Source organism: Pelagibacterium luteolum, assembly GCF_900100665.1.
Classification (GTDB): domain Bacteria; phylum Pseudomonadota; class Alphaproteobacteria; order Rhizobiales; family Devosiaceae; genus Pelagibacterium; species Pelagibacterium luteolum.
In genome coordinates this window covers 37,369-50,033 of the sequence record NZ_FNCS01000022.1, presented here as the reverse complement: position 1 = coordinate 50,033, position 12,665 = coordinate 37,369, and the positions used below count along the sequence as shown (strand labels likewise).

The window sequence follows — 12,665 nt, the reverse complement described above, 5'->3', positions numbered from 1 at the left end:
CCCTCGTGGCGGAAGAAACGCTCCCGAAGCCAATCGTCCAGCCCGTCAAATGCTGTGCGACGGACGGGTTGGCGATAGGGCACCACACCGCCTTCGCGAAGATAGCGACGAACCGTGTTACGCGCGCACCCGAACTCTTGCGCGATCCGCTTCGCTCCCCAGCCCAGCTCATGCAGTCGAACCATTGCTGAAACTTCCTCCCCCGACCGCATCTCCTCAACTCGCCCTGGTTTTGTCACCACGAGCTTGGAGGGAAATTCATCGTGCATCTACTGATCCTCTCAAAAACAAGGGGTCAGTTCTTCGTTTCGTTTGGGGGGCAGTTTCTCATTTCGCCCGACAACTCTCGGCGGGATGACAATATTGCACCGCGACACGGTGACTCATCTGGTGCAAAACGGGGCATATCGGCTCGTGGCGAGGACCAGATTCTGGTAAAGTCACGGCATGGTCGAACCTGCCGGAAACGCCGAGATTGCTGCCCTTCGCGCTGCTCTTGCCGCAGCTGAACAGCGCGCCGATCTGGCTGAACTGAAGGCGGCGCAGGCTCGAGCTGAAGCCGCCCGGGTTGTTGCAGAAAAGACCGATGGCGAAGCCGAGATCGCCCGTCTCAAGCTCGAGATCGAAAAGCTCAAGCGCAGTCTTTATGGGCAGCGCTCCGAGAGGAAGGCCAAGCTGCTCGACCAGCTCGAGTTCGAACTCGAGGATCTCGAAGCGGCGGCCACCGAAGACGAGCTTGCCGCCGAGATGGCCGCAGCCAGGACCACGCCGGTCAAGGCCTTTACCCGCAAGCGGGCACAACGGCGCGGCTTTCCCGACCACCTGCCGCGCGAGCGCGTCGTCGTGTCGGCGCCCGAAGCTTGCCAATGCTGCGGGTCGGACCACCTGGTCAAGCTGGGCGAGGATGTGACCGAAACGCTCGAAGTGATCCCGCGTCAGTGGAAGGTGGTCCAGACGGTACGGGAGAAGTTCAGTTGCCGGGACTGCGAGAAGATCAGCCAACCACCGGCGCCGTTCCATCCCACACCGCGCGGCTTTGCCGGGCCCAATCTTCTGGCGACGATCCTGTTTGAGAAGTTCGGTCAGCATCAGCCGCTCAACCGTCAGTCCGAGCGCTTTGCCAGAGAGGGCGTGCCCGTCAGTCTCTCGACGCTGGCCGACCAGGTTGGCGCGGCAACCGTGGCGCTCAAGCCGCTCCATGATCTGATCGCCGATCACGTGATGGCCGCCGATCGATTGCACGGGGACGACACCACGGTGCCGATCCTGGCCAAGGGTCAGACCAGAACGGGTCGGGTGTGGACATATGTGCGCGACGACCGCCCCTTCGGCGGCATCGAAGGTCCGGCAGCTCTGTTCTACGCCTCACCCGATCGCAGGGGCGAACATCCGAGGGCTCATCTCGCCGACTATTCCGGCATCCTGCAGGTCGACGCCTTTGCCGGCTACAACGGCCTGTTCGACCCCGAACGTCGCAGCGAGCCCATTCGCCCCGCCTTTTGCTGGGCTCACGGACGACGCCCCCTGTTCGAGCTCGCCGATATCGAAAGGGTCCGAAAGAAGAAAGGCAAGGGCGGCGCCATCTCCCCGGTTGCGCTCGAGGCGGTGCGCAGGATCGACGAGATCTTTGCCATCGAACGTGATCTTTATGGCCTGCCGCCTGATCAGCGCCTTGCCGAGCGGCAGCGGCTGTGCGCGCCACTGGTTGAGGAACTGCATGCCTATATGATGATCGAGCGCGAAAAGCTCTCGCGTCACGCTCCTGTGGCCAAAGCCATGAACTATATGCTCGCGCGCTGGACAGGCTTTACCGCATTCCTTGAAGATGGCCGCATATGCCTCTCGAACAACGCAGCCGAGCGTGCGCTGCGCGGAATCGCCCTTGGCAGAAAAGCGTGGCTGTTCGCCGGTTCGGACCGCGGTGCTCGCAGGGCCGCGTTCATGTACACCCTCATTGTCTCGGCCAAGCTCAACGATATAGATCCCCAGGCCTGGCTCGCTGACGTGCTCGCCCGCATTGCCGACATGCCGCAGAGCAAGCTGGGAGAACTGCTTCCCTGGAATTGGGTGACGCAGGCCGTGACCAAGGCCGCCTGATCGTGCAGCGCAATAAGGTTTATGCCGTCAAAACCATCGACCGCGTCGCTGCTGAGCTCGGCGAAACGGTCGACCGCATCTTCGATATCGCCATCGAAATGGAAACGGAAGACGGCGTGATCTGGATCTATAGTCTCGCCGATGACGGTGGCACGATCGACTTTACTGAAGACGGGGTCGAGTGCCTCAGAAATCTCATCGAAGAGCACCAATCAGCTGAATCCTGACAGCGCCGTGGTCCTCAACGGAGGCTTACGTTGAAAGTGCTCAACGATGATAAGCGCGCAATCTTTGCCGCAGCGGCTCACGCCCAGCGCGCCGCTGATTATCTTATCGATCTGCAACCAAGAGCGCAGGCTGCATCCGATCCGGACGTCGCTGCCGCCTGACCAGTGCTTTGTGCCGGCCCAGGATAGGTCAAAAATCCGGCGTCCGCTTCGAGCGGACGCCGGATAGCTTGCGAGCGCAAGCCCGCGGACAAGCGGCACGGGATTGTCGAGATGCACGCCGGTAACTCAGGGTGATTGTTCTGGCGATAGTCCTTAGATCCCATGATCGCTGAGAAGCGCGCGTATGTTTCATACCATCGATGTTGCCATATGGCATTCCGCAACGGTCATGCTGCAACGTTTTTTGATCCCGAAATCATGGGACCTACGGCATTGCAGAGCCAACCGGCCCGCCCCTGGTAGGCCTAACGGAATGCTTTTACGGACCGTCGCGCCTGGTCATCGCGAGCTCACACTGTTCTGGGGCTCAGTCATCCCGCACGAGTGATCTGGTTTCTCCGTGGCTGAATCGGTCGTTGAAACGGTTAGGGAAGGGGACGATTCAAAGCTATGGCTATGAAGCCACACACGCCAGTTGGAGCTACGGTGCCAGCGAAATCCAAGCCGCTCTTCAAACACGCGACTGCTGTGGGTATCGCGTTCGGGTTGGCCTGCGTGCTTTTGGGTGTGGCATGTCAGTGCCTCGGCCCATTGCTTGTCTCACTCTGGTTTGGCGGTCGTCGCCTTGTCGTCAATGATGCTGCCCGCTCCATTCGCTACGCTCCCGTGTTGGTCTTGACGCCAGCGGCTTATGACGCCCGCCTTTCCTCTCGCATCCAAGCAACGATACCGAAAGGAACTGACAAATGACCGACAAAGCAACTCGCAAGACCCCAAACTTTATCGCCTACTGCATTAGTGAGAGCGAGAACGCCATCTGGACCCGCATTGGCGCCGCCTGGGACCACGAGGACGAGAAAGGGCTCAACCTGCAACTCGATCTCATTCCCGTTAATTTCACCGGGCGCATCGTCCTTCGAGAACCTAAAGCAAAACAGGAGGAGGGCGCGTAAGCGCCCCCTCCCATTCTGCACACCTAGCCGTGTCGCGTCACGCTCGGCGGGCTATCGCACCATTGGTGCAGCGAATCCACCGTTTGCTTGAATAAATTCAGCCTTCTCCTGCCAGAAATCACGCTCATGCACGGGGAAAAAGAGCAGGGGGCCTTTAATTGCAATAGTGTCGCCATTGCGAGATGCCGTCCATGGCTCGTTTGCACTTGACCAATCGTAGGTGACCTCAATGGTCCGCTTGGTATCAAAATTGCCCTTCGCAATCTGTTCACTCAGTTCCCGGGCGGCGATGAGCAACACGTCCCACGCCTGTTCAGAAAGCATCGATATCACCAAATTTCTTTGAGAGTCATGTTCAACATGATCAAAGATGCTGGACCAGAAATCGTTGGTGATCGTTGCCCGGCCATGGCGTCGAAGTTGTCCCAGCCAGTACGCAATTTCATAGGTCTCGTTTGGCTTCGTCATGAGGTCCGTCTCGTCGTACGTCATCCCATAGTAAGCCCCAATCAGCAGGTCTCGGTGGCTTAAGCCCAGCTCCGCATTGGTCCAGTGTGCTTTTCGACGCCCCTGCAGCATGAGATCGATATAGCTTCCAGCTTCGTTGGTTTGCACGGCCTTCAATGCTGAAAATTCAGGCGTGCTGTTGTCCATCCTCGATGTGCCAACAGGCAACTTTCGCCTTCCGTTCTTGGCACGGAGAGCCTGCTTTTCTCGCAAAAGCTCGTTGTTTAACGCAGATGCGGACTCTTCCGCGCTCACCCGCCAGGCAATTTTACGAAGCGATGCGAGTGCCTGACTTTCCCATACAGCGAGCATTGCCGGCGTGACCTGCGTATCCTGGTTCTCCACGGTTTCCTCCCAATGCGCACCAGAAAACGCTTCAGTGGTGAAACCATGATCCAGCTCGGCTCTTAGGCGTTCGGTAATGATCTCGCTCCGGTATCGGGACCAGGTTAGTTTGTTGATGTATTCCTTCCCGCACTTGAGGTGAGTTCCGGGGGTGCCTTCATGGGCCATATGGATTCTATCATCGGAATTGACGAGTCTTCGGCCCAACAGCAGACCGTGACTCTCCACGAGAGCATAATTATATCGAGCGAGCTTCTGGCGCTTGAACTCTTGCCAAACTCTATCGTAACGCCTGTCGCCCAACCAATCCGCCGCTGGTCCCTCTTCTTCCTCGAAAGCTTCTTGCCAATCTGGTCGGGCGTTACCATGCTGTTGTTCGGTCAGCCGGCTATCCCTGCCCACTAGCGGGGACAAGGGGTGCCTGCAAATCAAAGAGGCTTCGCCTCCCGGATGAGCGTGATCCTGATACTGAATCCCCAACTGCTCTTCGCCAATTAGCTGGAGGATTTGCGCCATGGTAAACCCGTGGGCAAAGAGAATATCTTTGTGGGCCTTCGCGAATTTGGTGTCACCCTTGTTCGCTACGGGCACTTGCCGATCTTCAACCGTGGAAACGTAACCCTGCCTGAAAAATGTATTCTGAGCCCGCTTTGATGTGATGACTCGTTGATCGGCAAAGAAATCTGCGGTGACAAACCAATGGGTAAAGGTCAGATCGGGAAATTGCTCGGAATAACCTGCAACGATCATGTCCACCTCGGCGCCCGGAGCGAAGCGGTCGGAATCAAAATAGACCCCATTGTTGTACTCTCGATCGCTGGGGTAAATTTGGTTTTCCAACGCAGTTTTCATGCTCCGAAACTCGCGTATGTCGATGGCGTCGTCTTCGGCCGGTCGTTGCAAATCTGAAAAGCTCATATGGGGTTCCTATCGCTTGAGTTTGGTTATGCGGTCCAGCGCCAAGCCGATTTCGGCTTCGCTGACATCTTTTTCGCCACCGACGGCTAAAGGCTTCTCAGACGGTGGGAGGGTGGAGCCGGATATTTTCTGGCGCGTGGACGTCGACGAGAGAGGTTCAGAACGACCAACCTTTTCGGTGGGGCGCATCGGCGAGGTTGGTTTGGCGTAGCCACCAGTTGCTTTGGAGGTCAGGTTGCGCTCGGCGCGATCGATCCGACCGAATGCCACCCGTAGATGGTCGCCTGTGTAGGCCTTGCCGCTCTCGCGTACAGCGCCCGCCCGGCGCAGCAGGTTCGCCAATGCCTTCCACGTCAACCCGGTCGCACGCTGATGGACAAGCGCTGCGTAGTGCCGTTGCACGACGCGATCAAAGGGTATGCGCTCACCATCGAGCACAAGATCTGATGCAAACGTTTCTGCCCATCGCTGAGGTGATTGTTCTGCCATGACGCATCGGTATCACCGGAGTCTTCAGCATTTCTCCCGATCAAGAGAGCAATTTGAGGCATTCGCGAAACGCTCTGTTTTGTTTCCAGTCGCCCGTGTGACCGGTCCGAGAATGCTTGATCTTTCACAGTGCGAAATTGGCTTCCGGAGTGTCCTGCAACATTCACTGACAACCTTGGATCATCGATCGACAAGCCACCCCCCAGCGCCGCGATCGTGCAGTCTGAGGTGACTCAGGACTTGCGGAGGTGTGGCACCTTACGAATGCCAAAGGTGAACTATGAACAGGGATCTTTTCCGGCTGAAGGTCGCCGGTCTCAAGGCGCATGACCTTCTCCGTACCTTGAGTGGACACGACGATGGGCGTGATTTTGAATTCGCAGAAGACGTATGGAGCGAAACCCTCGGCTATATGCCGTTTGGTGAAGTTCCAAATCGTCTTCCAGAAGACGAAGTTGCCGCCGACCTTCTCAGGGTGCAAGGCATACTCTGGGCGCTTGAAGCGCTTAGCGTTATAGGGCTCCCGGAGTAAGCGAAAGCGGGGAGCCGGCATCACACAAGATGCCGGCTCCTTCCCAATATCGATGCCTTGACGAAAGGTTTCTCGGCCGCACGAGAGCCCCAGTATTATCTAGCGAGCAATTTCGAGCATTCACGAACTGCTCTTTTTTGTTCTTCCTACACCTGTGCACCCTTGGGAATTTCTCATCGAAGGCTAACTGGCAACTCCGCGCTGGGCGGAAGCGCGCAGTCTCGGATGCACAGGTGGGCCGCAGTCATCGAACGCATGCTGAACACCCCGCCCGAGGGTGCAACCAATTGGTCGATACTCAGCATTGTCGCCGAGATTGGCCAATCCCGACCATCCGGTGCATATAGGCCGCTTTCGAACCGGAGCCGCATCGAAGCGAAGTGTTCAAGCTCCCAGCCGATTTACTGTAGAAAGGGTGCAGGGCCTTGTTGGCTCTCGATATCCCCACCACTGATCGATTGTCTATGCGTGAATGAAAAGGCGCTCGATCGGGAAAAGCCGGCTCTCCCAATGGCGCCTGGGCGTATCCGAGCGCAGTACCCATGCCTATATCCGTTTTGGCACATCTTCGCTGTGCCGCGCTCGATATCGTCACCGGGGCAATGATCGGAGAATTGCAAACTCCATCGCTCTACCGATTTCCTCCACTCTCTCAGGGAAATCGGCCAGCACGTTCCATCCGGACCGGACATGCACATGGTCAACGACGCCACTCACATAACACCAAGGATGAAGTCTCGGCTTGAGCGTCGCCCTCACTGGCGCGTCCAACTTGCGCCGACATCGGCGTCCCGCATCTCAGGTCGAACGCTAGTTCGCCAAGTTGACTCGCAAGCAGCTCCATCGGGGGCGTTTACCGGTCGAACTGATGGTAATTATAAACGTGTCCAATCTATCCGTAATGACAACCCCACCCATACAAGTGGAGCAAAGTCCGCCGCCGTGCAACGCTTCTGTCAGAAAACAATGCGCCGGACTTTAGAGTCAGGTGACTGAGTTTGGTGCTCCACCAGCCAGTGAGCGGCCTTGTCCACCACGGCGTGAAGGACCAGAGTCAGGAAGGCCAAAACCACCAGCGCGGCGAACATGAGATCGGCCATGGCCCGTCCGTTGGCAAAGAGCATCAAATAGCCCAGGCCCTGGGAGGCGCCGACCCATTCCCCGATGATGGCGCCGATGGGCGCGTAGACCGCCGCAAGGCGCAGGCCGGAGGCGAGAGCCGGCAGGGCCGCCGGAATGCGGATGCGGGTCAGGACGCGCGCGGGCGTCGCGCCCATCACACTGGCCATTTCCAGCCATTCGCCGGGCGTGCGCATCAGGCCGTCGAAAAACGCGCTGGTCACGGGGAAATAGATAATCAGGAGGGCCATGGCGATCTTGGATTCCAGGCCGTAGCCGAACCAGAGCGTGAGGATCGGCGCGAGGGCGAAAACAGGAACCGCCTGAGAGAAGACGAGAACGGGTCGCAACAGCGCGCGGGCCCCGCGCGACGCGGCCAGAACGATGGCCGTCGCGGCCCCCAATGAGGCGCCCATTACAAGTCCAATCAGCACCTCGGTCATTGTGACCAAGGCGTGATGGGTGATGAGCGCGTGATGGGTCCAGAGGGCCTCGACCACGCGCAGCGGGCCCGGCAGGATGAAGGCGGGAGTGTCGGTGAGGGCGACCAAGGCTTGCCAGAGCCCAAGCATCAGGACGGTTACGCCCGCAAGGCGCAGGGTGGTGCTCAAGGCTCCTTGTCGCGCTGCTTTCATACGGGCGCGCCCCGCATCCGCGCCAGGAGCGCGCCCTGGGCGTCGAGAACTTCGGAGGCGTCGAAGTCGCGGATCGGGGCGGTGGCGGGGGGCGCGACTGCGTCCATTCCCTTCTCTGTCATGATAAAGATGGCGTCGCCGAGCCGGGCCGCCTCGGCGCAATCATGGGTAACCAGCAGGACCGTGCGGTCGGAGAGGACGTCGGCGGCCAGTTCCTGCATGGCGGCACGGGCGCGGGCGTCGAGGGCGGAGAACGGCTCGTCCAGTAGGATGATGGGGCGCGCTTCCATGAGGGTGCGCGCCAGGGCCACGCGCTGACGTTGTCCGCCTGAAAGAGTGCCGGGCTTCCTGTCCATGTGTGGCGTTAGTCCGACCCGCTCGACGATCGCTCTTGCGCGAGCGCGATCCGGCATCTCGTTGCGCAGCCGGGCACCAAGGGTGACGTTGTCGAAGACGTCGAGCCAAGGCAGCAGCAGGTCCGATTGCGCCATCATGGCCACGCGTGGCGCGATTGCGGAGCCGTCGTCGGCGGTGATGGTGCCGGTAAAGGCGATTGTCGTTTCGACGCCGGCCACCAAGCGCAAAAGCGTCGACTTGCCCACGCCCGAAGGCCCTAGTAACACCGTCCAGCGTCCGGCGGCAATTTCCAGACGCAGGGGCGGGAAGATCGTCGTGGCGCCCACGGCGGCGCTGCCGGTGATCTGGAGCGCTGGTGCCATCACTACGCTACGAGCCCCATCTGCCAGAACCCCACTTCGAGCCGGGTGGCGGTTGTGAACCGGTCACACAGACGCGGCCAGCGCGGGCTCGCCTCGGGGGTCTCTCCGAGCCTGCGGCGCACGGCCCCGTCGATCAGGTCGCCGACCATATGGCACAGTGCCTGATAGTCAGGGCCGGCATAGGTCGCGATCCAGTCGTGATAGGGAGTATTTCGGGCGTCGCCTTGAAGACGCGCGCCGATCTCGCCATAGCCCAGCACGCACGGCGCCAGCGCCGCCAGGAGGTCGAGCAGATCGCCGCTATGGCCGGCATCGAGGACGTAGCGCGTATAGGCGAGGTTTTCCGGTGCTTCCTCCGCCGCGAACAGCATTTCCTCGTTTATCCCCTCGGCGGCGCAGGTTTCGACGTGAAGCCGCATTTCCTCCCCGACCAGCGCGTTGACGGTCGCGGCGCAAACCCGCATCTCGTCGAGCGTTTCCGCCTTGGTGACCGCCAGTGCCCAGGCGCGGGAGAAATGGACAAGAAACAGGTAGTCCTGGGTCAGATAGCGCAGGAACGCCGCGCGCGGCAGCGTGCCGTCTGCCAGCCCGGACACGAAAGCGTGGCGGGTGTAATCCTGCCAGAGGGCTCCGGCGCTGGCGCGCCAGAGCGGAAAGCTCGTCCCATACGCGCTCATAATGCCCCCACATCGATGGCGAGGTCGGACACAGGGACTGTATCGCCGATCAGCCCGGCTTCGGACAGGAAGCGCTCGAACCGGACATAGCGGCCCGAATCGAGCGCGGCGGGCCGCAGCGCGAAACGCGAGATGGTGTCCGCCCAGGCGCGTTCGTTGAGCTCGTCCTGCAGTTCGGGGGCGGTGGCCGCAAAGATCTCCCAGCTCTGCTCGGGATGGTTGACGATGAACTGGGTGGCGCGCTCGGTCGCGGCGAGAAAGCGGGCGATCAGGTCGGCGTCGAGGGTCTCGGGATTGGCGAGATAGACCAGTTCGTCATAGGAGGGCACGCCTTCCTCCTCGAGGTAGAAACACCGGCCCGGCCTGCCTTCGATCTCCATCTGGTTGAGCTCGAAATTGCGATAGCCGCCGATGGTGGCATCGACTTGCCCCGCCATCAGAGCGGTCGAGAGCGCAAAGCTGACATTGACCATCTCGACATCCTCGAGGGTGAGCCCGTTGGCGCGCAGGACCGAGCCCAAAAGCGCCTCTTCGACCCCGGCGACCGAATACCCCACGGTTTTGCCCGCAAGGTCGGCGATTGCCCCGATGGGGCCGTCCTCGAGCACGATGAGGCAATTGAGCGGGGTGGCGATCAAGGTCCCGACGCGCACGAGCGGCAGGCCTTCGTGGACCTGGAGGTGGAGTTGGGGCTGATAGCCGATGGCGAGGTCGGCGCGGCCCGCCGCGACCATTTTGGGGGGATCGGACGGATCGGCGGGCGCGACGATTTCGATCTCCAGGCCCTCATCGGCGAAATAGCCCTGCTCCTGAGCGATGATGATAGGGCCGTGGTCGGGATTGACGAACCAGTCGAGCAGGACGGTCATCCGATCCTGGGCCAGCGCGGGCGTTGTGAGCAGGACGGTCGCGAGGGTTGCAAGGAAGCGTTTCATCTGGAGTCTCCGTTAATGGTGGACGTGCCAAGGGCGGCGAGAACGATGGGGCCGGACCAGGCGCGGCCGAGCCGTTCGGCCGCCTGCCAGGAGCGCAGGCCGGTGCGGCAGCACAGGACCGCCCGTCGTCCGGCCGGGGGGACGGGACCGCCGGGGCCGAAATCGGCCACAGTCAGGCGATGGGCGCCGGGCGCGGCCAGGGGCGCCTCGATCTCGGCCCGCAGATCGACGATGTAGTCATCGCGCCCTATGTCACTGGGCGCGATAAAGCGCGGCGCGTGATCGGGCTCGGGCGCACCCTCGAACCGGAAGCCGCCGAAGCGATAGGTCTGGGCGTCGAAGGTGACGAGCCGGCCCAAAGGGCTTGGTGTCATTCCGGCAGCGATCGCGAGCGCCATCTGGGCCTGGATCGCGCCGATCACGCCCACCACGGGTCCGAGCACGCCGTCGTCGGCACAGGAGCCCAATTGCTGCGGCAGATCGGGAAAGACGGCACGCAGCGAGGGGGCCCCGGCGCAGAACCCGCCGCAATAACCCGAAAGCTGCAGCACCGAGGCGCTCACCAGTGGTGCTGCGGCTGCCAGACATTGGTCGGACAGAATGTAGCTTGCCGCGAAACTGTCCGCACAATCGAGCACCAGATCGATGTCGTGGCAAAGCGCTGCCACATTCTCGGGCGCCAGAGCCGCGGTGACCGCATCGATCGTACAATCGGGGTTGAGCCCGCTCATGTGCAGGGCGGCGGCCTGGCTCTTGTATTCCCCGATGTCGTGTCGGCGAAACAGTGTCTGGCGATGCAGGTTGGAGACCGCGACCCGATCGGGGTCGACCAGCCGGATGCGCCCGACACCGGCGCCCACGAGATATTGCAGCACTGGCGCGGCCAACCCGCCAGCCCCGACGACGAGCATGTGTGCTTTGGCGAGCTGCCGCTGGCCTTCAACTCCGAACTGGGGCACAGCGATCTGGCGGTCATAGCGGATCATCGCGTCGCCTCCAGCCATTCACGCACCCGCAATTCCGGATCGGCGTTGAGTGTGATGTCGGTCACCGCCGAGACGATGTCGGCGCCCGCCTGAAACACACCGGCGGCGCGGTCGACCCGCATACCGCCGATAGCGACCAGCGGGATCGGGCCGATGCGGCGCTTCCATTGCGTGACCCGGTCGAGCCCCTGCTCGTGCCATTTCATCTTCTTGAGGATGGTTGGGTAAACCGGGCCGAGCGCCACATAGTGGGGAGAAAGGGCGAGGGCGCGCGCCAGTTCGGCCTCGTCATGCGTGCTCACGCCGAGCCTGAGGCCAGCGGCCCGAATCGCGTCCAGATCGGCGGTGTCGAGGTCTTCCTGGCCCAGATGCACCCAGTCGCACCGCGCCGCGATCGCCGCCTGCCAGTGATCGTTGACGACGAGGGTCGCGCCGTGTGCGCGGCACAGCGCTTGCGCTCGTCCCACCTGGTCGCAAACGGCGTCTTCGGTACGATCCTTGAGGCGCAATTGCACCAGCTTTACCCCAAGCTGCAGCATGCGTTCGAGCCAGGAAACATCGTCGAAGATGGGATAGAAGCGATCGAGGGTCATGACAGAAAGGCTTGGCCGATGACTGGGGTCGAAGGCGCCGCCATGTCGCGGGGCTCCATGGGATCGGCGCCATGGGCGAGACGCCCGGCTTCCAGCGCGCGAGCGAAGCCCTCGGCCATTGCCGCCGGATCGCCGGCGCGGGCGACCGCGGTGTTGAGCAGCACGCCGTCATAGCCCAGTTCCATGGCATGGGCGGCGTGGCTGGGCAGGCCCAGCCCCGCGTCGACCACGAGAGGAAGGTCGGGGAAATGCGCCCGCAGGCTGCGCAATCCATAGACGTTGTTGAGGCCCAGTCCCGTGCCGATGGGCGCTCCCCAGGGCATGAGGACCTCGCAACCTGCCTCCAAAAGGCGTTCGGCGACGACCAGATCCTCGGTGGTGTAGGGGAAGACCTTGAACCCCTCGCCGCAAAGGATCCGGGCGGCCTCCACCAGGCCAAAGGGATCGGGCTGGAGGGTGTCGCTGTGGCCGATGACCTCGAGTTTGATCCAATCGGTAGCAAAGATCTCGCGCGCCATCTGCGCGGTGGTGACCGCTTCGCGCACCGAATGGCACCCGGCGGTATTGGGCAGGATGTGCACACCGAGCTCGCGGATCAGGGCCCAGAAACCATCGCCTGCGCGAGCACCGCGCGCTTCGCGTCGCACCGACACGGTGGCGATTCCGGCGCCCGAGCGACGGAAGGCTTCGGCCAGCACCGCAGGGGATGGGTATTGCGCGGTGCCCAGCATCAAGGGCGAGTCGATTTGCGTTCCGTAATAAATGGGCATC

General features: G+C 61.5%; 13 protein-coding genes and 2 pseudogenes. 5 read left to right on the top strand and 10 right to left on the bottom strand.

Translation table 11 applies throughout. The features are described 5' to 3' along the window. A pseudogene (locus tag BLR31_RS22135) lies at positions 1–197 on the bottom strand (helix-turn-helix domain-containing protein); the annotation flags it as partial. 250 nt (positions 198–447) lie between these two features. Between BLR31_RS22135 and tnpC the strand changes: the two are divergent. The 4 genes and pseudogenes from tnpC (at position 448) to BLR31_RS19205 (ending at position 3,439) form a co-directional block, all read left to right on the top strand. Continuing rightward, a complete protein-coding gene (gene tnpC, locus BLR31_RS19220) occupies positions 448–2,097 on the top strand; it encodes an IS66 family transposase (protein ID WP_090599377.1) in 1,650 nt (549 codons plus the stop codon). A 2-nt stretch (positions 2,098–2,099) separates the two neighbouring features. After that, entirely contained in the window at positions 2,100–2,324 is a 225-nt protein-coding gene (locus BLR31_RS19215) for a hypothetical protein (RefSeq protein ID WP_090599373.1), read from the top strand. Positions 2,325–2,354: 30 nt separating this feature from the next. Next, a pseudogene (locus BLR31_RS19210) lies at positions 2,355–2,486 on the top strand (antirestriction protein ArdC); the annotation flags it as partial. Positions 2,487–3,232: 746 nt separating this feature from the next. Next, positions 3,233–3,439 carry a hypothetical protein gene (locus tag BLR31_RS19205; protein ID WP_090599369.1) on the top strand — a complete coding sequence of 69 codons (207 nt, stop codon included), beginning with the start codon at positions 3,233–3,235 and terminating at the stop codon, positions 3,437–3,439. Positions 3,440–3,490: 51 nt separating this feature from the next. Here the strand turns inward: BLR31_RS19205 and BLR31_RS19200 are convergent, their stop codons facing one another. Continuing rightward, positions 3,491–5,209 (bottom strand): hypothetical protein, encoded by a 1,719-nt coding sequence (locus BLR31_RS19200; protein ID WP_143009454.1) that lies wholly within the window; start codon positions 5,207–5,209, stop codon positions 3,491–3,493. Positions 5,210–5,218: 9 nt separating this feature from the next. After that, entirely contained in the window at positions 5,219–5,698 is a 480-nt protein-coding gene (locus BLR31_RS19195; protein ID WP_143009453.1) for a hypothetical protein, read from the bottom strand. Positions 5,699–5,978: 280 nt separating this feature from the next. Between BLR31_RS19195 and BLR31_RS19190 the strand changes: the two genes are divergently transcribed. Then, positions 5,979–6,230 carry a hypothetical protein gene (locus BLR31_RS19190; RefSeq protein WP_090599358.1) on the top strand — a complete coding sequence of 84 codons (252 nt, stop codon included), beginning with the start codon at positions 5,979–5,981 and terminating at the stop codon, positions 6,228–6,230. Between the two features lie 956 nt (positions 6,231–7,186). Here BLR31_RS19190 and BLR31_RS19185 read toward each other — a convergent pair. Genes BLR31_RS19185 through BLR31_RS19155 form a run of 7 tightly spaced genes read right to left on the bottom strand, consistent with a single transcriptional unit; the run spans position 7,187 to position 12,664 of the window. Beyond that, complete coding sequence (locus BLR31_RS19185; protein WP_090599353.1) at positions 7,187–7,984, bottom strand: ABC transporter permease; 798 nt, start codon at positions 7,982–7,984, stop codon at positions 7,187–7,189. Continuing rightward, a complete protein-coding gene (locus tag BLR31_RS19180) occupies positions 7,981–8,703 on the bottom strand; it encodes an ABC transporter ATP-binding protein (RefSeq protein WP_090599349.1) in 723 nt (240 codons plus the stop codon). Before BLR31_RS19180 ends, BLR31_RS19185 begins: the two co-directional genes overlap by 4 nt. Positions 8,704–8,705: 2 nt before the next feature. Next, positions 8,706–9,380 carry a thiaminase II gene (gene tenA / locus BLR31_RS19175; RefSeq protein WP_090599346.1) on the bottom strand — a complete coding sequence of 225 codons (675 nt, stop codon included), beginning with the start codon at positions 9,378–9,380 and terminating at the stop codon, positions 8,706–8,708. After that, positions 9,377–10,315, bottom strand: a complete 939-nt coding sequence (locus tag BLR31_RS19170) for an ABC transporter substrate-binding protein (protein WP_090599343.1) — start codon at positions 10,313–10,315, stop codon at positions 9,377–9,379. Before BLR31_RS19170 ends, tenA begins: the two co-directional genes overlap by 4 nt. Then, entirely contained in the window at positions 10,312–11,301 is a 990-nt protein-coding gene (locus BLR31_RS19165; protein WP_176762773.1) for a HesA/MoeB/ThiF family protein, read from the bottom strand. Before BLR31_RS19165 ends, BLR31_RS19170 begins: the two co-directional genes overlap by 4 nt. Then, positions 11,298–11,894, bottom strand: a complete 597-nt coding sequence (locus BLR31_RS19160; RefSeq protein WP_090599336.1) for a thiamine phosphate synthase — start codon at positions 11,892–11,894, stop codon at positions 11,298–11,300. Before BLR31_RS19160 ends, BLR31_RS19165 begins: the two co-directional genes overlap by 4 nt. Next, complete coding sequence (locus BLR31_RS19155) at positions 11,891–12,664, bottom strand: thiazole synthase (protein WP_090599333.1); 774 nt, start codon at positions 12,662–12,664, stop codon at positions 11,891–11,893. The genes BLR31_RS19160 and BLR31_RS19155 overlap by 4 nt, the downstream gene beginning before the upstream one ends. Position 12,665 lies beyond the last annotated feature (1 nt).